Source organism: Streptomyces sp. NPDC034085, assembly GCF_055575555.1.
Window position 1 is genome coordinate 668,814 of record NZ_JBVISL010000003.1, and the last position, 22,525, is coordinate 691,338.

A 22,525-nucleotide genomic window follows, 5' to 3' on the forward strand; every position below is an offset into this window, starting at 1 on the left:
ACAACCGGCCAGTTCCCGACGCCGCCCGGTGGTCGCTCAGCCGGCGGCGTCGACGCGTACGGTCTCCACCCAGGCCGGCGGCTGCGGCGCGTCCGCCCCGATCAGCGCGGCGATCAGCCGGCAGGACGGCGACCGGGCCGGCCACGGGGTGAAGCCGTCGGTCAGCACGATGACGACGGACGGCCGGTCGGGCTGGGCCAGGGCGGCCGCGATGCCCACGCGCAGGTCGGTGCCGCCTCCCCCGGCCAGGGTCACCTCCCGGGCGCTCGACACCCGGGTCACGGCGTGCACGTCGGCATCGCAGGCGAGCACGGCGACCCGGTTGCCCCCCACGCCCACCTCGCGCAGCACCCCGGTGACCTCCGCGAGGGCCGCGGCGAGCTCCGCGTCGCCCATGGACCCCGAGGTGTCGATGACGATCGCGACCCGGGGCAGGGGCCGCCGCAGGCTCGGCAGCACCACCCGGCCGCCCAGCGCGGGCGTACGGCGCGAGGGCCGCCGGTACGTGTAGTCCACCGCGCCGCCGGCCCAGGCGGCGGCCTCCCGGACCGCCCCGGACAGGGCGCGGCGCCAGTCGACGGCCGGCTCCAGGACCTGCTCCGCCCAGCGCTCCCACCCGCCGGGCACGCTCCCCCGGCCGCGGGTGCGCCGGTGGGCCCGCACGGCCTGGGCGGTCTGGCGGCGCAGGGCCTCCGCCTCCACCGGACCGATCCGGGCGGGGCCGTCGCCGCCGAGCTCCCAGGGCCCCGGGGTCCCGTGCGCGCCCGAGCCGCAGTCCACGCCGTGCGGGGGCGTGGCCGGGACGGCGGGCAGGTAGCTCTCGAACATCCCGCCCCGGGGCAGGCCGAAGAGCCCCGGCTCCATGCGGCCCGTCGGCAGCCGCAGCCCGTCGGCGAGGAGGTCGTCGTTGATCTCGCAGTCCTGGGCGATGTTGATGCGGACGGGATCGCGCTGGTCGGCGGGCGGGAGCCGGTCGGCGCGGCCGTGGTGGTCGCGCAGCAGGTGGGCCACCTCGTGGATCCACACGCCGGAGAGCTCCGGTACGGGGGTGCGCTCGACGAACTCCGGCGCCACGTAGCAGCGCCAGTGCCGGTCGACGCCCATCGTCCGCACCCCGCACGGGCCCGGCGAGGCGACGACGGTCAGCGCGTACAGGGCGGAGGCCAGGTAGGGCCGGGCCTCGGCCGCCGCGTAGCGGGCGGCGAGCAGCTTGGCCCTGTCGAGCGGGACGTCGTCCACCGGTACGGCGCTCCCGTCAGCGGGCGCCGGGCAGTGCCCCGGCGAGCTGGAGCAGTTCCACGAAGGCGTCGATCCCGGCGGGCACCGGCCAGGAGGGGTCGCGCAGCGCGGCGAGGTCGGCGGCGGCCCGCGCGGCCACGTCGGGCACGCCCGCGTCGACGGCCTTGGCGAGGACCGCCCAGCCTGCCTCCCAGCGGGGACGGGTGGGTCCGGCCTGGACGGCGGCCACCACGGCGATCAGGAACGCGAGTTGGCGGTCGCCGCGTTCGGGCAGGGCGAAAGCGCCGGGGTCGGCCAGCACCCGTTCCGGGTCGGGCAGGTCCAGGTGCTCCAGGTAGGTCAGCAGCTCCAGTCCCGCGCCGTCCCCGACGGCCCCGGTGAGCGCGGCGGACAGCGCCTCGCGGCCGGCGCCGGCCGCGTACCCGGTGGCCAGCAGCCGCAGCGCCATCTCCCAGGTGCGCGGGGAGGGCCAGGCCCGGCCGCGGGCCTCGGCGTCGTTCGGCATGTGGTGGACCAGGCCGGGCCGGGCGGTCAGGAAGCCGGACACCGCGCCCCGGGCCCGTGCCGCCGCCCCGGCGGCCCGGGCGGGGTCGACCGCGGGGAGGTCCGCCTCCGGCCAGGTGCCGGCCATGCCGCGGGCCACGGTGCGCGGGTCGTGCGTCCAGTCCAGGTGGACGAACCGGTTGGCGAGCGGCGCGCTGAGGTGCCAGCCGTCCGCCGCGCTGGCGGGCGGGTTGGCCGCCGCGACGATCCGGACGGAGGGCGGCAGCGCCAGGCTGCCGACGCGCCGTTCGAGGACCACGCGCAGCAGGGCGGCCTGCACGGCGGGAGGGGCGGAGGACAGCTCGTCGAAGAAGAGCAGGCCGTGTCCGGTGCGGGCCAGGCGCACCGCCCAGTCCGGCGGGGCCATCGGTACCCCGGTGGTGGCGGGGTCGTCGCCGACGACGGGCAGTCCGGCGAAGTCCGAGGGCTCGTGGACGCTGGCCACGACGGTCTCCAGCGCGACGCCCAGCGACGCGGCCAGCCGCTGCATGCCGGCGGACTTCCCGATGCCGGGCTCACCCCACAGCAGTACCGGCTGATTGGCCGTCACCGCCAGCGCGAGCGCCTCGAGCTGGTGGCTGGCGCCGGGCTCGGTGCGGGTGATCCCGAGCCGGGTGTTCAGGGCGTCCGCGGCGGCCAGGGCGGCCGGCGGGCCCTGCTGCCGTACGGTGCTCACGCGCGCGCTCCCCCGGGGTCGCCGGGCTCGTCCGTGGCCGCGTAGCCGTCGTCGTCGTAGTCCTCGTCGTCGTCGCCCCACTCCTCGCGCTCGTCCATGAACTCGTCGTACGAGTCGGAGTTGATGCCCGGGTGGCGCTCCTCCACGAGGTCCTTGAGGAAGGCGAGATCGGTCCGCTTGTAGCGGCGGACCACCTGGGCCAGTGACAGCTCCATGTCGTCGACCACGTCGGTACGGGCTCCGGCCGCGAGGAGCGCGCGGACCAGGGCGGCGGTCCCGCCGTTCTGGACGGCGCACTGGAGCGGGGTGCGCCGGGCGTCGTCCACGTCCTCCAGGCCGAGTCCGGCCGCGAGCAGCCTGGGCAGCAGTTCCTCGTGGCGGACGAACGGGAGCAGGTGCAGCAGTCCCTGGCCCCTGCCGTTGCGCACGCGGGGGTCCTGCCCCGCGTCGAGCAGCGCGAGGACGCCGGGGGTGTCGCCGTGCTGGACGCGTTCGAACAGCTCGCGCCGTTCGGCCCGCAGGGCGCGCGGCAGCCGGCCCTTCCCGGTGGTCCAGGCCTCCGCCACGGCGAAGCAGCCGGCGACGGCGCCGCCGAAGGCCCGCATGGCACGCTCCCGCTGCTGCTCCTCGGCGCTGTGCGGGAGTTCGAGCACACCGGCCCGCGACCGCACCTCGTGCCACTCGCCGAGGCAGCGCACCCGGGCGGGCCGGGGCGCGGCGGGGCCGGGCGGCCCGGCCGCCGGGCCGGCGGCGGGGAAGAGGGCGGCGGTGACGAGGGGGTGCAGCTCGTGCGGGGCGATCCGGCCGGTCCGTACGAGGTACGGGTCGGGCAGCGGCTGCCAGGCGTGGTCGGGCAGCCGGGGGAGGTCGCGCACCTCCTTGTACTCGACGAACCGCATGCGGGGGCCGCCGTCCGCGCCGGCGGCCTCCACCAGCAGCAGGCAGCGCCAGTCCGGGGAGAGGCGGAACCGGTCACCGGCGCCCGCCGCGGCGAGGCGGCGGACCTGGTGGGCGAGCCGGACCGGGTCGATCGCGGCCGACCCCAGCGCCTCCAGGGCATCCTGCCTGCGGTAGCCGCGCGGCGGGAGCGTCGGGTCCAGTGCGATCCCGGCGAGGGCGAAGGCCCCGGCGGTGTCACCGCGCCGCTGGAGCACGGCGGCCCACTCCGTGCGGCCGGCGGGGTCGGCGGGGCCGGGGTCGGCGGTGGGCAGCTCGTCGTCGCCGAGCGGGGTGCCGTCGGCCCGGAAGAAGGGCAACCGGTCGGCGGGGCCGGCGTACGCGCGCAGCTCCGCGGTGTGCCGGGCGTCCCAGAACCAGCGGGCGGCGGTCCAGTCCTCGCCGACCCAGGAGGCGTGGGCGTGGCGCCGCCTCGCCGGGTCGACCGGCGCGCAGTGCAGCCGCAGCCGCTGGGGGCCGTCCACCATCGCCCGGGTGGTGACGTACAGGGTGGGCGCCTCGGGGCCGGCGCCGTAGCGGGCCAGCAGGACGCGCCGGTTGGGGGCGAGCACGCTGCGGCCGCCCAGGACCCGGGGCAGGTGCCAGCGCAGCAGGTCGGGGACGAGGTGGCGCAGGTCGGTTTCCACCGCCTCGGCGGTGGCGGCCCCGTACCGCGGGGCGAGCGCGGGCGGGTCGACCGCCACCTCGACGCCGGCCGCGGCGCAGGCGGCGCGCCAGTCCCCGGCGAGGCGGTGGGCGGTGGCCCGCTCGATCATCCGGGCGGGCACGGCGTAGCGGCGGGCCCGCTGCCAGGCGGCCGCGTCCTCGGGTGCGATCCCGCCGGGCGGCGTGACGGCCGCCCTCACCGGTACACGCTCCCGATGGCCCGCAGGTCCGGGTGGGAGGCCCGGGCCGGGCGCAGCCGCTCGGCGAAGGAGCGCTTGAGGCGGCGGGGCGTGCCGGGTCCGAGGCCGACGTGCTCCAGCGGGCCGTCCTCGGGCAGCGCGGCGAGCAGGCTCTTGGCTCCGCGCCCGGTGATGCCGGTGTGGCGCAGTTCGAGGCGGCGCAGGGGGCTGCCGGGCAGGGCCGCGGCCAGGGCGTACGCGCCTTCGTCGCCGGTGTCGTTGCCGGTGGAGCCGAGGCTCCGCTCGGACAGGGTCCGCCCGAGGTCCAGGGCCTCGATGCCGCCGAGGGCGTCGGCGAGGGCGCGCGCTCCCGCCACGCCGATGCCGTTGCCGCCGAGGCCGAGGCGGACGGGGCGCCCGGGGCCGGCGTCCGCCGCCGCGGCGGCGATGACGGCCGCGCCCTCGTCCCCGAGGTGGTTGGCCGGTACGTACAGTTCGCGGACGCCGGCCTCGCGGATGAGGGCGGCGAGCAGCGGGGCGGCTTCGGCGGTGAGGCCGTTGCCGCCGAGGAAGATCCGTTCGAGCGGTGTGGCGCGGGTGCGCAGGGCGTCCAGGAGGAGGCGTACGCCTTCGGCCCCGATGCCGGTGTTGACGAGGTCGAGGGTGCGCAGCGCGGTGTTGCGGCGCAGCAGTGCGGCGACCGTGCGGGCGCCGTCCTCCAGGAGCGGGTTGCGCTTGAGCCAGAGGGCGCGGACGGCGGTGTCCCCCGCGAGGGCTCCGGCGAGGGCGAGCGTGCCGTCGGGGCCGATCCGGTTGCAGCCGAGGTAGAGGGTGTGCACCGGGTGCCGGCCGTCCGCGTCCGCGAGGGCCGACGCCAGGGTGCGGGCGCCCTCGTCGGTGAGGGAGTTGGTGCCGAGGAGCAGGTGCGCGGCGTGCGGGGAGGCGAGGGCCACGGGCAGCAGCCGGGCGGCTCCGGCCGGGCCGAGGCCCTGCTTGCACAGGTCGACGCGGCCGTCCGAGCGCAGGGTGCCGAGCGGGAAGGTCTCGTCGGCCTCGACGGGCCGGTCCTGCGCGAGGCGGACGAGCAGCGGGTCGAGGGCCGCCGGGTCGGCGAGCGGCAGGTCCGGGTGCTCGATAGCGGGGCACCGTACGGGCGTCGGCCGTGTCATCACCATTCCACCGGTTCCTTCGCCGGCGCCCGGCGACCCTGCGAGTTCGCGGAGGTGCGGCATCGCGGCGCACGTGCTCGCGCCGCCGCGCCGCCCCTCCGGCATGACGGAAGGAGGCAAGACCGGTCGGATTCGAACCGACGTCCTCCAGCTCGATGCTTGGGCGCGACGACCTCTGCGCTACGGCCTTGCCGCGGCGATCATAGCGGCCCCGCGGCCCGGAATCGATCACCAGTTTGACCGATTCCGGGTGCGTGCCCGGTCGTGAGGCGCGGGCTCCCGGCTACCAGTCCCCGTCCTGGACCGGTTCCCCCGGGCGCGGAGCGTTGCCGAGCGGCAGCACCTGACCGGGCGCCTGGGGCGTCCAGGGCTCGTGGTCGTCGCCGAGCCAGTCGCCGACGGGCTTGACCTGGCCGAGGGGTCCGGCCGCCGGGAGGTCGGTGCCGGTCTCGTCGTAGTAGTCGTACCAGGGCAGTCCGGCGCGGGTGTAGGCGGCCCGGTCCACGGGAGAGGGCGGGGCGTCCTCACCCGTGATGCGACGCCACTCGGGCGGGGTCACCAGGTGGACGAAGACCCGCGCGGCCGGCTCGTCCGCCCAGGCCGACCGCTTGCGGTCGTCGCGGTAGACCTCCTGGCGCATCGCGCCGCCCACCCCGAGCCCCATGGCCGGGGCAGCGGGCCGGAGCGCGCCCGGGGCCGCGGGCGCGGCGCCCGGAGCGGCCGCCATCGGCATCGCGGGGGCCGCTCCGTAGGCGGGAGAACCGGGCGGCGCCGGCTGCGCGCCGTACCCGTAGGACCCGGGCGGTACCGGCTGCTCGGTGCCGCCGCCGAGGGGCCGGGCGGCGGCCCGGCGTGCGCGCTCCTGTTCCTCGCGCCAGGCGGCCAGGGCCTTCGGGCCGAGCGGGAAGGCCTGGAGCTGCACCCCGCCCGTGACCTCCTCGCCGGTGACCTGGCCCTCGACCGTCGCCCCGAGGCCCAGCGGTACGGCGACGAACTGGCGCACCGTCCCGTCGCCGGAGTTGATGCCGTCGAGCCAGGGCTGCCGGGGCAGCACCACGTAGTTCTGCGGCTTGCGCTCCAGCCGGCCGGTCCACCTGCGGCCCGAGACGGCGCACACCTTGCCGACGCCGACCTGGAGCGCGGCGGGCTCCCGCGACCCGCCGAAGCTGAGCCACATCGCCTCGCGCAGGTACACCGGCAGCATGACGCCGCCCTTGGCGCGCCACTCCTGCGGCACGGTGTCCGGATAGTCCTCCACCCGCCGCAGCGGGAACTCCCCCATCCCCGGCGGCAGTGCGTGCGTACCCGATTCAGGCAGACGCAATGTCCGGATGAACCTGATTCGCACCCCTTCGCCCAGCAGGAGCGTATTGCCTTCGATCCTCGCCGCGCCCATCGCCTCGTTCGCCACCCCGGACAGCCCCTTCTCCGGCCACGGACCGGAACCGCCGCAATATCCGCGGCTGAACCGGATCGTTATGCTCAAGTTTTCCTCAGATGTAGTGACGGTGCGGCCGCCACCTTCCTAGCTTCCTCATACACGTGCCTTCGCGCCCCCGCGGTTCCGCACGTCCCCCCGTTCCCGCGATGTCCCCCGGGATTCCGCGTTCCCGAGGAAAGAGTTCAGCATGAAGGTTCCCAAGGCCGGTGCGGTCGCCACAGTGATCGCCCTCGCCGCCACCGCCTCCGGCTGTGGTGGTGACGCCCCGAAGGAGCCCATCTCCATCGGCATCAAGTTCGACCAGCCCGGCATCGGTATGCGCGAGAGCGACGGCACCTTCACCGGTTTCGACGTCGACGTGGCCACGTACATCGCGAAGGAACTCGGCTACAAGGCCGACGAGATCGAGTTCAAGCAGGTCTACAGCTCGGACCGGGAACTGCTGATCCAGTACAACGAGGTCAAGTTCGTCGCCGCCAGCTACACGATCAACGACAAGCGGCGGGAGAAGGTCGAGTTCGCCGGACCCTACTTCGTCGCCCACCAGGACGTGATGATCCGGGCCGACGACAACACGATCAACAAGCCGGAGGACCTGAACAACAAGCGGCTGTGCACGGTGAGCGGCTCGACCTCCGCCGAGAACATCCGCAAGAACCTCGCGCCGAAGACGAGCGTCCTGGAGCTCGGCGGCTACTCCGAGTGCCTCGTCGCCCTCCAGGACAACACCGCCGACGCGATGACCACCGACAACTCCATCCTCGCCGGGTACGGGGCGCGCAAGGGCAACACGGGCAAGTTCAAGCTGATGGGGCTGAACCTCAGCAACGAGAACTACGGCATCGGCCTGAAGAAGGGCGACAACGACCTCCAGCGCAAGATCAACCTGGCGCTGACCAAGATGGTCTCGGACGGCTCCTGGGAAGCGGCCGTGAAGAAGAACTTCGGCCCGGCCAACTACAAGTACGAGCCGGCGCCCCAGGTCACGACCGGCAACTGAGGACCCCTGGGCGGCGGGCCCCGTCCGGCCCCCGCCCAGGCCTCCGGCCCTCCGGCGCGGCCGCGCCCGACGGCGGACGAACCCGACGTCCATGCCGCCGACATGTGGTTTTTACTTGTAAGGCACATGACAATAGGATCCTCGCTCTGCCACCAGACACCCCGCCAACTGCCATGGCGGGGACGGTGTTTGTGGAGAGGTATCCCCCACGTCATGAGAATCTCCCGTACCGCCCCCTGGGCCGCCGGGCTCGCCGCGGCCGCCCTGTTCCTCATACCGGCCAGCGCCACCGCCGGCCAGCACCGCACCACCGCCGACACCGCGCAGGCCGCTCCCCAGGCCTACCCGGTCACGGTCGACGACTACTACGCGGCAGCGACGGGCAAGACCGGCGCCGCGCTGAAGAGCGCGCTGCACGAGATCATCAAGACCCAGTCCAAGGTCAGCTACGACGGCGTGTGGAACGCGCTGAAGGTCACCGACCAGGACCCGGCGAACCCGAACAACGTCATCCTGGTCTACTCGGGCCGCTCCCAGTCCAAGTCCACCAACGGCGGCGACGTCGACGACTGGAACCGCGAACACGTCTGGGCCAAGAGCCACGGCGACTTCGGCACCGCCACCGGCCCGGGCACCGACCTGCACCACCTGCGGCCCGAGGACGTCACCGTCAACAGCACCCGCGGCAACAAGGACTTCGACATGGGCGGCAGCCCGGTGGCCGAGGCCCCTGGCAGCTTCACCGACGCCGACTCCTTCGAGCCCCGGAACGCCGTCAAGGGCGACGTCGCGCGGATGCTGCTGTACATGGCGGTGCGCTACGACGGCGGGGACGGCTTCGCCGACCTGGAGATGAACGACCGGGTCAACAACGGCACCGCCCCGCTCTTCGGCAGGATCAGCCTGCTGAAGCAGTGGAACCAGATGGACCCGCCGGACGCCTTCGAGCAGCGCCGCAACCAGGTCATCTACGACACCTACCAGCACAACCGCAACCCGTTCGTCGACCACCCGGAGTGGGTCAACGCCATCTGGTAGGCGCCCTCGGTCACGTGACGCGGACCTCTCGAGGCTGTCGACGACCCCGTCCGCGTTCAGGTGGCGGCGGAGCCGGCTCCCGCGGAGCCGGCTCCGGCAGGGTCAGGGGGTGCCGAGCCGGCCGGCCAGGGACTGGAAGTCGGTCCAGGACGCCTGGGGCGGCCGCGGGTCCCAGAGCTTCTGGGAGAGGGCGGCCAGCGGCAGCCGGATGCCCGCCGCCACCTGGTCCTGGGTCTGGGCGCCGGCCAGGTCGCACCAGACGGCGAGGCGCGCCCCGAGGACCTGCGCGTCGTAGCGGGCCGGGACGGCGGTGGTGCCGCGCAGGACGAGCGGGGTCCACTGCTCGTAGATCCGCTTGCCGGTCGGGTACGTGAACTGGTTGGGCTCGCCGAGCACGTAGTACAGGTACTCGTCGTTGAGGTTGACCACCTTGCGGCCGGCGGCCAGGTACTCCAGCGGCGGCCGGGCGCCGATCTCCTTGCCCATCCAGTACTCGGCCTGGATGTCCTGGGCGGCCCGGGCGGTGCCGTCCCGGAAGAACCCGTCGTTCCACGCCTTGAGGGCCTTGCCCGACGGCCGTACCACGGCCGCCCGGTCGTTCAGCCAGCCCGTCGCCAGGTCCTGCACCCGGGCGCTCGGCCCGTAGCGGGCCCGGGCGGCCCTCGCGAGCCCGGGGAAGGAGGCCTGGGGGTCCTTGACCACCAGCGCCTGGTACTCGTCGGCGCCCAGGTGCCAGGCCCCGGCCGGGAACAGCGGCAGGTACTCGCGCAGCAGTTCGTCCACGAGCCTGGCCGAGGCCGGGTCGGCTATGTCCACGGCGCCCTTGACGGCCCGGCCCGCCGCGTCGCGCAGTTGCAGCTCCGGGTGGGCCCGGAGCACGGCGCCGAGGTGTCCGGGCGAGTCGATCTCGGGGACGACCGCGATGTGCAGCCGGGCGGCGAGGGCGTTGATCCGGCGCACCTCGGCCTTGGTCAGGTGCGGGGTGGAGACGATCTCGGGGTGGGTGTCGGACTGGATCCGGAAGGCCTGGTCGTCGGAGAAGTGCAGGCCGAGCTGGTTGAGTTTGAGGTCGGCCATCTCCCGCAGGCGGCCCTCTATCCAGTCCGGGGTGAAGTTCTTGCGGGCGATGTCGAGGTTCAGTCCGCGCTGGGCTTTGGCCGGGGCGTCCTTCACCGTGCCCTCGGGGGCCGAACCGGCCCCGCGTATCTCCTGTTTGAGGGTGCGCGTGCCGTAGAAGACGCCCGCCTCGTCGGGGCCGGTGATGCTGACGCGGCCGCCCTGGACGGTGAGGGTGTACGACTCCGCCGGGCCGGAGCCCTTCGCGCCGAGGGCCAGCTGGACGTCGCCGGCCCGGGGCTGCTGCGACTCGGCGTACCCGAGGCGCAGTTCTCCGGCGAGCAGCCTGCCCTCGTCGGCGAGGGCCGCGCTGTCGGCGGGTGCCACGACGACGCGGGCGCCGGGGGCGGGCTTCCAGCCGGGGCCCCGGGCGGGCACGTGCTCGCGTACGGAGGGCACGGTGCGCGGGGCGGTGGAGGGGGCGTACGCGGACGCGGGCGGCCCGGGCGGCGTCTCGGCGGCGCCGGCGGTGGGCGGGACCGGGGCCGGGGAGGCGCTGGGGGCGGTGCGCGTGCCGTCGGCGCCGGCGGAGCAGGCGGGTACGGCGAAGGCGACCAGCGTGGCGGCCGCTGCCGTCGCGATGGCCCGACCTCTGCGGAGCTTCCCGGTCGTGTGCGTCATCGTTCACCCGTGTCCCCCGTACCCAAACTGGCACGGGGGACACGGATGCGCGAGCCGGCGGCCCGGGCCGGTGCCTCAGATCCGGGAGTCCGCGCGCTCCAGGGCCGCCAGGGCGGCCTCCCCGAACCGGTGGTCCTGCTCGGGGGCGCCGCCGCCGATGCCGACGGCACCGACGAGCCGGCCGTCGCGGTGGACGGGGAGCCCGCCCGCGATGAACAGCAGCGGCCGGTCGAGGGCGGTCGGCAGGGTGTGGAAGGGCCCGCCGGGCAGGACCGCCTCGGTGAGGCCGGCGGTGGGGGCGTTCAGCTGGAGGGCGGTGAACGCCTTGCGGGTGCTGGTCTCGCCGGAGATCAGGACGGCCCCGTCGTCGCGCCGGAAGGCCAGCGGGTGGCCGCCCGCGTCCAGGACGGTGACGGCGACGGCGACGCCGGCCGCCTCAGCGGCGCCACGGGCGGCGGTGACGAGCAGCTCGGCGTCCTCGGTGGTCAGCGGGACGACGGCGGCGCGGCGGACGGTGGTGGTGCGGGACATGCGGGGCTCCTGTGCGGTGGGCGGGGTCAGTGGTGGACGGGCGCGGGGGCGGTGGGGGCTCCGGCCGCGACGACCCGGCCGGAGGCGGCGCGGGTCCCCGTACGGCGCTCCAGTGCTCCGGAGACGAGGGCGAGGAGCAGGGCGGAGGCGGCGAGGGCGGCGCCGACCCAGTTCGGGGCGGTCCAGCCGAGGCCTGCGGAGATGACGAGCCCACCGAGCCAGGCGGCGAGGGCGTTGCCGAGGTTGAAGGCGCCGATGTTGACGGCGGAGGCCAGCGTGGGGGCTCCGGCGGCCTGGTCGAGGACGCGCTTTTGCAGCGGAGGGACGGTCGCGAAGCCGAGGGCGCCGATCAGGAAGACGGTGACGGCGGCGCCCGCCTTGTCGTGGGCGGTGAGGGTGAAGAGGGCCAGGACGACGGCCAGCGCGCCCAGGGAGACGTACAGCATCGGCATCAGCGCCCGGTCCGCGTAGCGGCCCCCGACGAGGTTGCCGGCGACCATGCCGAGCCCGAAGAGGACGAGCAGCCAGGTCACGGAGGGGGCGGCGAAGCCGGCGACGTTCGTCAGCATCGGGGTGATGTAGGTGATGGCGGCGAAGACCCCGCCGAAGCCGAGGACGGTCATCGCCATGGCGAGCAGCACCTGGACGTTGCGGAACGCGGCCAGCTCGTGGCGGATCCGTACGCCTTCGGGGCGGGGCAGGTCGGGGACCAGCCGGGCGATGCCGAGCAGGCCGAGCACGCCGAGGGCGGCGACGATCAGGAAGGTGACGCGCCAGCCGAGGTGCTGGCCGACGAGGGTGCCGAGCGGTACGCCGACCACGTTGGCCACGGTCAGGCCGGTGAACATCATGGCGATGGCGCCGGCCTTCTTCTCGGGCGCCACGAGTCCGGCCGCGACCACCGAGCCGATGCCGAAGAAGGCGCCGTGGGCGAGGGAGGCGACGACGCGGCCGGCCAGCATCACGCCGAAGGCGGGGGCGAGTGCGGAGAGCACGTTGCCCGCGACGAAGAGGCCCATGAGCAGCATCAGCATGCGTTTGCGGGGGACGCGGGTGCCGAGGACGGTCATCACCGGGGCGCCGAGGACCACGCCGAGGGCGTAGCCGGTGACCAGGAGGCCGGCAGTCGGGATCGAGACGCCGTAGCCGGCCGCGACCTCCGGGAGGAGACCCATGATCACGAACTCGGTGGTGCCGATCCCGAAGGCTCCGATGGCGAGTGCGAGGAGCGCGAGAGGCATGGAGGTGCTGCCCTTCAGGGTGGGGGAAACGAAGGTGGGGGTTGCGAGGGCGTCATTGCGTTCGCCGTCTACGCTCGTCCACATTAATTGCAGACGCGGGATATTTGCAAGCGCGGGCTATTGCGTCCGTGGCCTATCCTGGGCGGGACGGCGGAACACGGGGAAGGGCCCCGGCATCCGCGCGCGGCGACGACGGAGGAGCCCATGACGGCCACGGACAGCGCACTGACCGGCCTCGCCCAGGGCTGGTGCGCCCTCTCGCTCCTCCACGGCCGGATCGAGGCGCACATCGAGCGGGCCCTCCAGGCGGGGCACGGGCTGAGCGTGCGCGAGTACTCGCTGCTGGACGTGCTCAGCCGCCAGCACGGCGGGCCCGGCGGACACCTGCGGATGCACCAGGTCGCGGACTCGGTGGTGCTCAGCCAGAGCGCGACCACCCGGCTGGTCAGCAGGCTGGAGGACCGCGGGCTGCTGAACCGCTACATCTGTGACACCGACCGCCGGGGCATCTACACCGACGTCAGCGAGGCGGGCCTGGCCCTCTTGGCCCAGGCCCGCCCGACGAACGCCGCCGCCCTGCGCGAGGCCCTGGACCAGGCCGCGCTCGACCCGGAGCTGGCCCCGCTGGTGGCGGCGGTGGAGAACACCCGCCGGTAGGTCAGCCCCTCGGCCGCGAGGGGGTGGGCGAGCTCTCCGGGAGCCCGGCGCCCCCCGGCACCGGGGTGGCCGAGCCGGCGGGAGGCGCCTGCGAGGTCGACGGCGCGGACCGGGGCGGTCCCGACGGGCTCGCGGAGGGTGCCGCCGTGGGCGTCCCCTGCCCGGTGCCGGCCGGGGCGGTCGCCGGCGTCCGCGGGAACGACGGCTCCGGCGCCGGCGAGACGCTCGGCCGCGGCGGCGCGGTCGGCGCGGTCGGGCTGAGCTCGGGCGGCGCGGCGGGCGGCACCGGGCGGAACGGCCGCTGACCGGGCCCGCCGAGCACGAGGTACCCGGCCAGGGCGGCCGCGGCCAGCCCGGACAGGCCCGCGAAGGTCCACGCCCCGCGCCGCAGCCACAGCCCGCGCGCCGGGAGGCGGCGCAGGTGGGGGCCGGGCGGATCGGCGGGGCGGAGCGAGCGGACCGTGACCTCCTCGGCCCGGGCCTCCAGGGCCTGGCGCAGCCGGTGCTCGACGGGGCGTTCGCCGTCGGACGTAGTGCCCGTGTGGCCGGTCATACCCGTCCCTCCAGAATCCTCTCCAGCGCGTCCAGGGCGCGGCTGGCGTTCGACTTCACCGCGCCCCGGCTGATGCCCAGGGTCTCGGCGATCTCCGCCTCGCTCATGTCGGCCCAGTACCGCAGCACCAGCACCTGGCGGCGGCGCGGGGTCAGCTTGCCGAGCGCCGCCAGCACCTCGCGGTGCGCCTCGCCCAGCACCACCGACGCCTCGGCGGAGGGGACGTCGGCGGTGACCGGCGGGATCCACGCGCGGGCGGTGCGCCGGCGGCGCAGTACCGAGCGCGAGGTGTTCACGACGGCGGTGCGCAGGTAGCCCAGCGCGTTGTCCACCTCCGTGATCCGCTCCCCGTAGCGGCGGTAGAGGGCGGTGAAGGCGTCCTGCACCACGTCCTCGGCGGTGCCCAGGTCGTCGACGAGGAGCACCGCGAGGCGGACCATGCCCAGCCGGTGGGCGTGGTAGAGCGCGCTGACGGTCGGCGGGGGCGGCGGCTCGTCCGCGCCGTGGCCGTCCGCGCCGTACGCCGGGCCGTACGCGTACGCGGGCGCGCCCGGGCCGGCCGGCGGGGCGGAGCGTTCACGGCGCGAGAGCCACCACCACAAGCCCCGCCACGCCCGGGTGGGTCCGGGCGTGAGGGGGCTGACGGTCGGTACGAGGTGGAGCACGGGTGTCCTCAGTTGCCGGCGCGGCGCCGCAGGGCGTACAGGGTTCCGCCGCCGGCGGCGAGGAGCCCGGCCGCTCCGCCGCCGAGGGCGAGGGTGGTCGCCGAGGAGCCAGTATGCGCCAGCTCGGCGCCCTCGCCGGAACCGGCCGCCGGGGTGGAGGGCACGGCGGACGGCTGCCCGGTGCCGGCCGGAACCGCGGGGGAGACGCTCGGCTCGCCGCTGGTGGACGGAGCGGGGGCGGAGCTCGGCCGGCTGCTGCCCGCCGGCAGCGTGGGGACGGCGGTCGGCTTCGCGCCGGCCGGCTGCGTCGGGACGGCGCTCGGCTTCGTGCCGGCCGGCAGGGTGGGGCCGGCGCTCGGTGCCGCGCTGCCGGTCGGCACGGCGGGTGCGGGCGTCGGTGAGGCAGGGCCCCCCTGCGCCGCGACGGCCGGCCCGCCGAGGGCGACGACCGCCCCGGCGGCGGCAGCGACGACGGCCGCCCGGCGGGCGGACAGGGGAGCGCGCTTCAGGTTCTTCACGGTGGTTCTCCACGGTCGGGTCGGGGGCGCGGAACTTCGCCCTTCACCCCCGCACGACGCGCGAGTGCCCGATCGGTTGCCGCCGATCGCGGAAAATTTTCCGCGCGCCGCGTCCGCCGGACGGTCAGGGCCGCGGCGGCGGCCAGGGGACCTCCTCCAGGAGCGGCAGCAGGGTCTCCTCCTCGTGTTCGAGATGGGCCGTGAGCTCCGCCGTCATCCTCGCCAGCTCGGCGCGGAAGCGCTCGGGTTCGGCGATGGCGACCTCGCCCAGGAGGGACACCAGTTCGCCCTGGATTCGGGCGACGGTGCGGTGCTCCTCGCGCAGCCGCTCGAAGGTGCCGGCCAGGTGGGGGTGGTGGGCGGCGATCCCGGGGAAGAGGTGCGCGTCCTCGCTGGTGTGGTGGAACTCCAGGGTCTGGCAGAAGGCCAGGCAGCGCTGGCGGATCTGCAGCCCGAGCCCCGGCGCGGGCGGGGCGCCCGGGCCGGTGTGTGCGGCGCGGGCGGTGAAGTGGGCCTCCGTCTCGGCACTGACGTGGCGCAGTTGGGCCCGCAGCCAGGTGTGGACCTCGAGGAGTTTCCCGGCGAGGGTGCGGACCTCGCCGGGGGGCCGCCAACCGTCCGGTTCGGCGAGCAGCAGGCGGACGACGGGGAGGGCGCGGGCGGTACCGGACTGGTAGTCGGCGTAGCCGGGGACAGCGCGCACGATCTCCCCGAAGAGCTCGACGCGCTGCTCCCCTTCGGCGGGTACGGCGAGGGCCTCGAAGGTGTCGGCGCCCAGTTCCACCTCGACCTGGGGGCGGGCGAGCAGGTTGTGGTACCAGGCGGGGTGCTGGGGGGCACCGAGGTTGGAGCCGACGACGAGCAGTTCGCCGGCGTGGCGGACGTAGCCGAGGGGGGTGGTGTGCGGGGCTCCCGACTTCGCGCCGGTGGTGGTGAGCAGGAGCAGGTCCCCGCCCTCGAAGGGGCCGCCGACCTTGCCCTGGCGGGCGCGGAACTCGTCGATGACGGACTGGTTGAAGTCGTGTGCGGGTGTGGGCACGGGTGTTGTCTCTCCGGGGAGCGTGGGCATGCCGCCGCGCCCCGGACGGGCCGCTGGACAGCGGGAGTCGCCGGGTGGGGCATGCCGAAGGAAGAAAGGAAGGAGGGAGGAAGGGGGAGCGCAAGGGGCAGTGACGGGAGCCGGACGTGCGGCTGCTCTACGTCAACTGCGGGTCGCGGAGTACGGACTCATGGCGGATCCCTGGGTGAAGGGTGTTCGCCCGATCACCGGCCGGCCCACTGCTCTGTGGCCGGAGTCACGCGACACCGTTGATCATTAGACGCGGGCCGGGGCGGTGCTGTCAACGCCGGTGATCGCGCGAACCCTGGCCGATATTGCGCATATCGGGCTAATGGGCGGAGCGTCGGCCGGGACTCCCCTCGCCGCCTGGCCATAGTCGTCGGTGGCGGCCCCCGGGCTGCCGCCCCCTGCCGCGCCCTGCGGCCGGGCGGAAGCCTTCGTGGAGGAGCGGCTCATGCTGAAGCCCACCAGGACCATCCTCGCTCTTGCCGCCGGCAGTATGGTGCTCGGCCTGTTCGGCGCGGGCGTCGCCGCCGCGGACGACGGTCCGGTGGACGGGCCCGGGGTCCACGACGTGCGCAACGAGGAGTCCGTGCACGACGAGTACTCCGAGTACGACGACGGGTCCGAGTACGACGACTCCCGCGGCGACGAGGACGACGAGCAGGGCCGCCCGGGCCGCGACGAGCCCGTGGTGTACCCCAAGCCGAAGTACGCCCTCGGCAGGGTCGTCTCCCAGGGGCCGCTGACGATCCGCAGCAAGCCGACGACGCGCGCCAAGGCCCTCGGCAGGGTCCACCCGCACCAGAAGCTGTCGCTCGTGTGCAAGAAGCGCGGCGAGCGGGTCGACGGCAACGCCCTCTGGTACCTGCTGGAGCACAAGAACGACAGGAAGCCCGTGGACGGCGCGGACGACGACGACCGCACGGCCAAGGCGTACGGGCACCGGCACGCCTGGGTCTCCGCCCGCTACGTCAAGGACGTCACCCCGGTGAAGTGGTGCCGCTGACCCCCGGGGCCACTCCCCCGGGCGTACGGGACGGGGCCTCGCGCCCCGGCCTCCGTACGCCCGGAGCCGTGTCAGAAGTCCCCGTAGTTGACCTGCCAGGTCGGCAGGCCCATGCGGCGCCACACCGCGACCACCCGGTCCCGGTCGTCGAGCGACATCCGGACCGCGTAGCGGTCGCGCACGTGCGCGTCGAAGAGCTCGGCCTTGACCACGTCGTCGCGGCGGGTGTCGCCGGCCGCCCGCATCCACAGCTCGTCGTAGGGCACCTGGTGGCGCCGCAGCCACGACTCCGTCTGCGGCCGGTGCTCCTCGCTGCGCCCCGACAGCAGCACGATCGCGTCCCCGTCGGCGCGCCGGAAGGCGTCCAGCGCGTAGCGCACCGGCTCGTTCAACAGGTCGAGTTCGCAGCGCGAGAAGTCGTACGGGCCGCGGTCCCCGGTGAGGGCGAGCGTGCCGTCGATGTCGCACAGGACGGCGGGCGGAAGTGCCGGGTCCGCGACGTAGGGGCGGACCGGCGGCTGGTCGTTCAGCCACGCGGCGGTGAGCCGCCAGCCGCCCTTGCGCGCCTTGGCGTGCTTGTCGGCCAGGATCCGGATGACCTCCTCGCCCACCGGCCGCTCCCGCGCGGCGTCGCGGCGCAGGCACTCCTCCAGGGGCACGTCGGTGAAGTCGTGCACGACGAAGGAGGCGCGGCCGGCGACCGCGGCCTTGAGCCGCTTGGGGATGTGGGAGGTCAGGTGGGTGTTGTCGACGACCACGTCGAAGCCGTCCTCGACGGCCGCGCGGACCGCCGCGTCCTGGACGGCGAGCACGGTCTGCTCGTGCCGGAACGAGCGGCCCCGCTCGGGGTCGGGCACGTCCAGCATGGCCCGCAGGTCGTCGAGGTTGACCCGGCGCATGCGGCCTGCGGCCTCGGCCTGGAGGGCGCGCGCGGCGGTCGTCTTGCCCGAGGCCGGCAACCCCGTCATGACGTGGACCACGGGGAGTTCGGGCTCTTCGGACACGTTCAGTTCTCCTCGTCGGTGGTGTAGGGGTCGGCCGTCTCCGGCCGTACGGCCCGCCAGCCGGCGAGCTCGGTCGAGCGGCCGTCGAGCCGCATGAACACGGCCGCGCGGAGGCGGCCGTCGCGGATCTCCTGGGCGGCACGCGCGAAGGCTCCCCGGTCGCCGGCCAGGTGTGCGAGCGCCCCGAAGGCCTCGTCGACGGCCCGTTCGCGCCGGGCGGCGGCCTCCTCCAGCCGGGCGATCACCTCCCGCACCCAGGCGTCGAACTCGTCGGGGACCTGTTCCAGGAGCGCGTCGAGCGGCTTGCCGCCGGACTCCTCGACGTCGGCGACCGTGCAGTTGAGGCCCTGGGCGAGCTGCTTGGCGGGCAGCCCCGCGAAGCGCTGTATGCCGTGGGCGCGCCAGACGTCCCGTTCGGTGACGCCGGTCAGCAGCTTGTGGAGGCGGACGTACTCCGCGAGCTTGGCCTTCGCGCGCACGCCCGAGGCGAAGCGCAGGACGAAGCCCTCGGCGTCGGTGCCGGCGGCGGAACCGCCGCCGGGCAGGGTGTTGGACGCGGCGAGTTCGAGGAGTTCGGCGAGCGGCATGGCGGGCCACACCGTGACGACGGAGCCGATGCCCTCCCAGTGGCCGGAGGCCTCGGCGAGCGGCACCTCGGTGCCGTCCCGGCCGAAGGCGGCGAGCAGGACGAGGTCCCGGCGGTCGCCGTAGTCGACCACGATCCGGTTCTGCGGGTAGAGGATCTCCGCGAGGTAGGTCACGCCGGGCACGAGGGCCGAGGTGTCGCGGGTGTCGAGCCGGCGCTGCGCCCAGGTGGCCTGGGCGCTGGTGAAGGAGCCCTTGGAGGCGACCCGCCAGTGGTCCGCGTAGTGGAAGACCACGGCGAGGCTGCCGTCGACCTTGTCGTACACCTCGAACGCCTCGTCGGGCAGGGCGGGCGCGTACGGCCGGCCGGACAGGTGCTCGCCGACGTTGAAGAACTTCGGCAGGGGCAGCGCGACGACCGCTCCGGTCTCGTCGTCGGCGACGAGGCCGCGGCAGCGCGTGGTGACCCGGTTCCAGACCTGTTCGTACTGGGCCGTGCGCGTGTAGGTGTAGATGGACAGCGGCAGTCGGGGGTGCCGCTTGCGGGTGACGTGCCCGGCGTCGATGGCGTCCGCCAGCTCCTGCGCGGGCAGCAGGCCGTGCAGAGTCAGGTGGTCCTGGCTCATGGGTTCCTCCCGGATCGAGATGGCTCATTCTCGCGTGCGGGAGGGACGGCCCGGTAATCAATTAGTACTGGTCACCGGCCGAAGCGGCCGAGGGGGCGGGGCGGCGGCCGCGGGCGGTGGTGAGGAGGAAGGCGAGGAGGGTGAGGACCCAGGCGGCGGCCGCGATCCAGAGGAGGACCTCGCCGAGGGGGTGCAGCCACGGGGTGCCGGTGGCGGGGGCGGCGGTGAGGCAGGCGGTGGCGGTCATGCCGAGGGGGAAGACGGTGGACCAGCGGCGGATGTCGTAGCGCGGGCGCGGGCTGCGGAGTTCGGCGGCGAGGAGGACGGCGTACCAGGCCAGGGAGATGCAGAGGGCCGCCAGGGTGGCGGTGCGCAGGGCCGCGTGCGCGGGGCCGGTCCACAGGGGGGAGGCGGTGAGTTTCGCACCGGCGAGGGCCGTGATCGACAGGGCCCCGCCCGCGATCCAGTGGTCGCCCGCGCCGCGGACGACCTCGTGGAAGTCGAAGCGGGCCAGGGCGAGGACGTACAGCAGCAGGCCCAGGCAGCAGCAGGCCAGGGCGGCTTGGGCGAGCCACGCCAGGCTCCAGGCGGCGGAGAGGGCGGCCGCGAGGACGGCGAGGCCCTGGGTGGCGACGCAGACGAGGAAGGCGGCGCCGGGCATGCGGCGCCGCCAGTGCCGTACGACGGCGGCAAGGAGGCCGGGCCACAGCAGGGCGGCCAGCGCCAGCAGGGCGGCGGCCGTGCGCTGGCGGCCGAGTTGGGAGAGCCGGGCGCCGAGCACGGTGGTGGCGGCGACGGCGGTGAGGGCGGCCGGGGTGTCGGCTTCGGCCCGGAAGCGGCCCCGGTCGCCGATGAGCCGGGCGGTGAAGCAGGCGGCCAGGACGAGCCACAGCGCGCCCGCGAAGGCCAGTGCGGCGAGCGAGAGCCGGGTGCGGCCGGTCAGTTCCAGGCCGACGGACAGGATGCCGGCGGCCATGACCGCGCCGCCCGCGGCGGGCGGGAGCGTGCGGAACCAGGCCCGGAGTCCGCTCCCGCTGTGCATGGCCTCACATTACGCCGCGGGTGCGGAACTGGATGCTGATCCGGGGGCCGACGGCCCGCGCCGTTTTGGGGACGGCGTGTTCCATGGTGCGCTGGCAGGAGCCGCCCATCACCACCAGGTCGCCGTGGCCCAGCGGCAGCCGCAGCAGGGTGGGGCCGCCGTCGCGCGGGCGCAGTACGAGGTCGCGGGGGTCGCCGACGGACAGGATCGCGACCATGGTGTCCTCGGTGGCGGAGCGGCCGGTGCGGTCGCCGTGCCAGGCGACGCTGTCGCGGCCGTCGCGGTAGAGGCAGAGCCCGGCGGTGGCGAAGGGTTCGCCGAGTTCGGCGGCATAGTACCGGTCGAGCGCGGTGCGGGCCTCGGTGAGCACGGGGTGCGGGAGCTCCTCGCCCTCGCGGTAGTGCGCCAGCAGCCGGGGGACCTCCACCTGGCGGTCGTACATCTGCCGCCGCTCCGCGCGCCAGGGCACCTCGACGGCGAGGTGCTCGAACAGGGCGTCGGCGCCGGTGAGCCAGCCGGGCAGGTGGTCGACCCACGCGCCGGCTCCGAGCACGGTCCTGCGCACCGGGGAGAGCGGGCCGAGCCGGATCTCGTCCGTCTGGTCGAAGAGGGAGCCCTGGAGTGCGTGCATGGGACCAGCCTACTCCTCGACTCGAACACCTGCTCGATCGAATGGGGGGCTCCCAGGGGTGGCCCGGCGGCCTGCGGGAGAGGATCATGGCCGCACACCGGCCCCGCCGGGCCGTCGAATCGTGGAGGTACGCGTGTCCGTCGCGCCCAGCGTTGCGTCAGGAAGCTCCGGGGTCCCGCTGCTGGACGAGACGATCGGGGACAACCTCGACCGCACCGTGCGCCGCTTCCCCGGCCGGGACGCACTCGTCGACGTGGCCGCCGGGCGCCGGTGGACGTACGCGGAGCTGGCCGCCGACGTCGACACCCTGGCCCTGGGGCTGCTGGACCTCGGAATCGCCCGGGGCGACCGGGTGGGCATCTGGGCCCCCAACCGCGCCGAGTGGACCCTGGTGCAGTACGCCACCGCGAAGATCGGGGCGATCCTGGTCACCGTCAACCCGGCGTACCGCTCGCACGAGCTGGAGTACGTGCTCAACCAGTCCGGGATCCGGCTGCTGGTCGCGGCGGAGAGCTTCCGGACCTCCGACTACGCGGCGATGATCGAGGATGTCCGGCCGCGCTGCGCCGGGCTGGAGCACACCGTCCTGCTCGGCGGCCCGCTGTGGGACGCCCTGCTGGAGCGCGGCGCCCAGGGCGACCCCGCGGACCTGGCACGGGCGCGGGCGGGCCTCGGCCCGGACGACCCGATCAACATCCAGTACACCTCGGGGACCACGGGCTTCCCCAAGGGGGCGACCCTCTCGCACCGCAACATCCTCAACAACGGCTTCTTCGTGGGCGAGCTGTGCGGCTACACCGAGCGGGACCGGGTGTGCGTCCCGGTGCCCTTCTACCACTGCTTCGGCATGGTCATGGGCGCCCTCGCCTGCACCACCCACGGGGCGGCGATGGTGATCCCGGCGCCGGCCTTCGACGCGGCGGCCACGCTGGCGGCGGTGGAGGCCGAGGCGTGCACGTCCCTGTACGGGGTGCCGACCATGTTCATCGCCGAGCTGGCCGACCCCGGCTTCGACGGGTACGACCTGTCGAGCCTGCGGACCGGGATCATGGCGGGCTCGCCCTGCCCGGTGGAGGTGATGAACGAGGTGATCGAGCGGATGGGGATGGCCGGGGTCTCCATCTGCTACGGCATGACGGAGACCTCGCCGGTGTCCACGCAGACCCGGGAGGGCGACTCCGTGGAGCGCCGGGTCTCCACCGTGGGCCGGGTCGGCCCGCACCTGGAGGTCAAGGTGATCGACCCGGAGAGCGGCCGCACCGTCCCCCGCGGCACCCCGGGCGAGCTGTGCACCCGCGGCTACTCGGTGATGCTCGGCTACTGGGGCGAGCCGGAGAAGACGGCCGAGGCCGTGGACCCGCAGGGCTGGATGCACACCGGCGATCTGGCCGTCATGGACGCGGACGGCTACCTGAGCATCACGGGCCGGATCAAGGACATGGTGATCCGGGGCGGCGAGAACCTCTACCCGCGCGAGATCGAGGAGTTCCTGCACGGTCACCCGGACGTCCTGGACGTGCAGGTCATCGGCGTCCCGGACGCCAAGTACGGGGAGGAGCTGATGGCCTGGGTGCGGATGCGCGAGGGCGCCGAGCCGCTGACGGCCGAGGCGGTCCGCGCGTACTGCGCCGGGCGCCTGGCCCACTTCAAGATCCCGCGCTACGTCCACGTGGTGGACGAGTTCCCCATGACGGTCACCGGCAAGATCCGCAAGGTCGAGATGCGCGAGGCTGCCACCCGGCTGCTGGAGCAGATGTAGGGCACATTTGGTTGCTTCAG

The 22,525-nt window shown here is 74.8% G+C and carries 21 protein-coding genes and 1 tRNA gene; 5 read left to right on the top strand and 17 right to left on the bottom strand.

Annotated elements, in window-relative coordinates:
- Positions 1-36 precede the first annotated feature (36 nt).
- The 6 genes from ACZ501_RS13365 to ACZ501_RS13390 all read right to left on the bottom strand — a co-directional run bounded on the left by ACZ501_RS13365 (position 37) and on the right by ACZ501_RS13390 (position 6,804).
- Positions 37-1,239 (bottom strand): vWA domain-containing protein, encoded by a 1,203-nt coding sequence (locus tag ACZ501_RS13365; RefSeq protein WP_468794955.1) that lies wholly within the window; start codon positions 1,237-1,239, stop codon positions 37-39.
- Between the two features lie 16 nt (positions 1,240-1,255).
- Positions 1,256-2,458: an AAA family ATPase gene (locus tag ACZ501_RS13370; protein WP_468794958.1), complete on the bottom strand. Its 1,203-nt coding sequence runs from the start codon at positions 2,456-2,458 to the stop codon at positions 1,256-1,258.
- Positions 2,455-4,260 carry an ankyrin repeat domain-containing protein gene (locus tag ACZ501_RS13375; RefSeq protein ID WP_468794961.1) on the bottom strand — a complete coding sequence of 602 codons (1,806 nt, stop codon included), beginning with the start codon at positions 4,258-4,260 and terminating at the stop codon, positions 2,455-2,457. The genes ACZ501_RS13370 and ACZ501_RS13375 overlap by 4 nt, the downstream gene beginning before the upstream one ends.
- Complete coding sequence (locus tag ACZ501_RS13380; RefSeq protein ID WP_468795507.1) at positions 4,257-5,408, bottom strand: leucine-rich repeat domain-containing protein; 1,152 nt, start codon at positions 5,406-5,408, stop codon at positions 4,257-4,259. Before ACZ501_RS13380 ends, ACZ501_RS13375 begins: the two co-directional genes overlap by 4 nt.
- A 117-nt stretch (positions 5,409-5,525) precedes the next feature.
- A tRNA-Arg gene (locus tag ACZ501_RS13385) sits at positions 5,526-5,598 on the bottom strand.
- 93 nt (positions 5,599-5,691) lie between these two features.
- The gene (locus tag ACZ501_RS13390) at positions 5,692-6,804 is read right to left on the bottom strand and encodes a hypothetical protein (RefSeq protein WP_468795510.1); all 1,113 of its coding nucleotides are present in this window, start codon (positions 6,802-6,804) and stop codon (positions 5,692-5,694) included.
- A 232-nt stretch (positions 6,805-7,036) separates the two neighbouring features.
- On the opposite strand from ACZ501_RS13390, the gene ACZ501_RS13395 reads away from it, so the two are divergent.
- Positions 7,037-7,849, top strand: coding sequence for a glutamate ABC transporter substrate-binding protein (locus tag ACZ501_RS13395; RefSeq protein ID WP_361610017.1), 813 nt, complete (start codon positions 7,037-7,039; stop codon positions 7,847-7,849).
- Positions 7,850-8,062: 213 nt separating this feature from the next.
- Positions 8,063-8,887: an endonuclease I family protein gene (locus ACZ501_RS13400; protein ID WP_362456091.1), complete on the top strand. Its 825-nt coding sequence runs from the start codon at positions 8,063-8,065 to the stop codon at positions 8,885-8,887.
- 102 nt (positions 8,888-8,989) lie between these two features.
- Here ACZ501_RS13400 and ACZ501_RS13405 read toward each other — a convergent pair whose 3' ends face one another.
- The 3 genes from ACZ501_RS13405 to ACZ501_RS13415 all read right to left on the bottom strand — a co-directional run bounded on the left by ACZ501_RS13405 (position 8,990) and on the right by ACZ501_RS13415 (position 12,396).
- A complete protein-coding gene (locus ACZ501_RS13405) occupies positions 8,990-10,624 on the bottom strand; it encodes a beta-N-acetylhexosaminidase (RefSeq protein WP_468794964.1) in 1,635 nt (544 codons plus the stop codon).
- 75 nt (positions 10,625-10,699) lie between these two features.
- The gene (locus ACZ501_RS13410; protein WP_468794967.1) at positions 10,700-11,155 is read right to left on the bottom strand and encodes a GlcG/HbpS family heme-binding protein; all 456 of its coding nucleotides are present in this window, start codon (positions 11,153-11,155) and stop codon (positions 10,700-10,702) included.
- 26 nt (positions 11,156-11,181) lie between these two features.
- The gene (locus tag ACZ501_RS13415) at positions 11,182-12,396 is read right to left on the bottom strand and encodes an MFS transporter (RefSeq protein ID WP_468794970.1); all 1,215 of its coding nucleotides are present in this window, start codon (positions 12,394-12,396) and stop codon (positions 11,182-11,184) included.
- Positions 12,397-12,600: 204 nt separating this feature from the next.
- Between ACZ501_RS13415 and ACZ501_RS13420 the strand changes: the two genes are divergently transcribed.
- Complete coding sequence (locus ACZ501_RS13420) at positions 12,601-13,053, top strand: MarR family winged helix-turn-helix transcriptional regulator (protein ID WP_361610021.1); 453 nt, start codon at positions 12,601-12,603, stop codon at positions 13,051-13,053.
- A 1-nt stretch (position 13,054) separates the two neighbouring features.
- On the opposite strand, the gene ACZ501_RS13425 is transcribed toward ACZ501_RS13420, so the two are convergent.
- The 4 genes from ACZ501_RS13425 to ACZ501_RS13440 form a co-directional block, all read right to left on the bottom strand.
- Complete coding sequence (locus ACZ501_RS13425; RefSeq protein ID WP_468794973.1) at positions 13,055-13,606, bottom strand: hypothetical protein; 552 nt, start codon at positions 13,604-13,606, stop codon at positions 13,055-13,057.
- Positions 13,603-14,271 (bottom strand): RNA polymerase sigma factor, encoded by a 669-nt coding sequence (locus ACZ501_RS13430; RefSeq protein WP_361611900.1) that lies wholly within the window; start codon positions 14,269-14,271, stop codon positions 13,603-13,605. The genes ACZ501_RS13425 and ACZ501_RS13430 overlap by 4 nt, the downstream gene beginning before the upstream one ends.
- Positions 14,272-14,279: 8 nt before the next feature.
- On the bottom strand, positions 14,280-14,789 hold the full coding sequence (locus ACZ501_RS13435) for an LAETG motif-containing sortase-dependent surface protein (RefSeq protein WP_468794976.1): 510 nt from the start codon (positions 14,787-14,789) through the stop codon (positions 14,280-14,282).
- 124 nt (positions 14,790-14,913) lie between these two features.
- A complete protein-coding gene (locus ACZ501_RS13440) occupies positions 14,914-15,828 on the bottom strand; it encodes a nitroreductase/quinone reductase family protein (RefSeq protein WP_468794979.1) in 915 nt (304 codons plus the stop codon).
- 475 nt (positions 15,829-16,303) lie between these two features.
- Between ACZ501_RS13440 and ACZ501_RS13445 the strand changes: the two genes are divergently transcribed.
- Positions 16,304-16,858, top strand: a complete 555-nt coding sequence (locus tag ACZ501_RS13445) for a hypothetical protein (RefSeq protein WP_468794982.1) — start codon at positions 16,304-16,306, stop codon at positions 16,856-16,858.
- Positions 16,859-16,929: 71 nt separating this feature from the next.
- On the opposite strand, the gene ACZ501_RS13450 is transcribed toward ACZ501_RS13445, so the two are convergent.
- The 4 genes from ACZ501_RS13450 to ACZ501_RS13465 all read right to left on the bottom strand — a co-directional run bounded on the left by ACZ501_RS13450 (position 16,930) and on the right by ACZ501_RS13465 (position 20,746).
- A complete protein-coding gene (locus ACZ501_RS13450) occupies positions 16,930-17,862 on the bottom strand; it encodes a phosphatase domain-containing protein (RefSeq protein WP_361609775.1) in 933 nt (310 codons plus the stop codon).
- Between the two features lie 2 nt (positions 17,863-17,864).
- Positions 17,865-19,073 (bottom strand): RNA ligase, encoded by a 1,209-nt coding sequence (locus tag ACZ501_RS13455; protein WP_468794985.1) that lies wholly within the window; start codon positions 19,071-19,073, stop codon positions 17,865-17,867.
- 61 nt (positions 19,074-19,134) lie between these two features.
- Positions 19,135-20,115, bottom strand: a complete 981-nt coding sequence (locus ACZ501_RS13460) for an SLAC1 family transporter (RefSeq protein ID WP_362456072.1) — start codon at positions 20,113-20,115, stop codon at positions 19,135-19,137.
- 4 nt (positions 20,116-20,119) lie between these two features.
- Positions 20,120-20,746: an alpha-ketoglutarate-dependent dioxygenase AlkB gene (locus ACZ501_RS13465; RefSeq protein ID WP_468794988.1), complete on the bottom strand. Its 627-nt coding sequence runs from the start codon at positions 20,744-20,746 to the stop codon at positions 20,120-20,122.
- Between the two features lie 121 nt (positions 20,747-20,867).
- Between ACZ501_RS13465 and ACZ501_RS13470 the strand changes: the two genes are divergently transcribed.
- Positions 20,868-22,505, top strand: a complete 1,638-nt coding sequence (locus ACZ501_RS13470) for an AMP-binding protein (protein WP_468794991.1) — start codon at positions 20,868-20,870, stop codon at positions 22,503-22,505.
- Positions 22,506-22,525: the final 20 nt, after the last annotated feature.

Coding starts and splice junctions, on each gene's coding strand:
- ACZ501_RS13380 (WP_468795507.1), bottom strand. CDS start 5,408: ATGACACGGCCGACGCCCGTACGGTGCCCCGCTATCGAGCACCCGGAC.
- ACZ501_RS13390 (WP_468795510.1), bottom strand. CDS start 6,804: ATGGGCGCGGCGAGGATCGAAGGCAATACGCTCCTGCTGGGCGAAGGG.
- ACZ501_RS13395 (WP_361610017.1), top strand. CDS start 7,037: ATGAAGGTTCCCAAGGCCGGTGCGGTCGCCACAGTGATCGCCCTCGCC.
- ACZ501_RS13400 (WP_362456091.1), top strand. CDS start 8,063: ATGAGAATCTCCCGTACCGCCCCCTGGGCCGCCGGGCTCGCCGCGGCC.
- ACZ501_RS13405 (WP_468794964.1), bottom strand. CDS start 10,624: ATGACGCACACGACCGGGAAGCTCCGCAGAGGTCGGGCCATCGCGACG.
- ACZ501_RS13410 (WP_468794967.1), bottom strand. CDS start 11,155: ATGTCCCGCACCACCACCGTCCGCCGCGCCGCCGTCGTCCCGCTGACC.
- ACZ501_RS13415 (WP_468794970.1), bottom strand. CDS start 12,396: ATGCCTCTCGCGCTCCTCGCACTCGCCATCGGAGCCTTCGGGATCGGC.
- ACZ501_RS13420 (WP_361610021.1), top strand. CDS start 12,601: ATGACGGCCACGGACAGCGCACTGACCGGCCTCGCCCAGGGCTGGTGC.
- ACZ501_RS13425 (WP_468794973.1), bottom strand. CDS start 13,606: ATGACCGGCCACACGGGCACTACGTCCGACGGCGAACGCCCCGTCGAG.
- ACZ501_RS13445 (WP_468794982.1), top strand. CDS start 16,304: ATGCTGAAGCCCACCAGGACCATCCTCGCTCTTGCCGCCGGCAGTATG.
- ACZ501_RS13455 (WP_468794985.1), bottom strand. CDS start 19,073: ATGAGCCAGGACCACCTGACTCTGCACGGCCTGCTGCCCGCGCAGGAG.
- ACZ501_RS13460 (WP_362456072.1), bottom strand. CDS start 20,115: ATGCACAGCGGGAGCGGACTCCGGGCCTGGTTCCGCACGCTCCCGCCC.
- ACZ501_RS13465 (WP_468794988.1), bottom strand. CDS start 20,746: ATGCACGCACTCCAGGGCTCCCTCTTCGACCAGACGGACGAGATCCGG.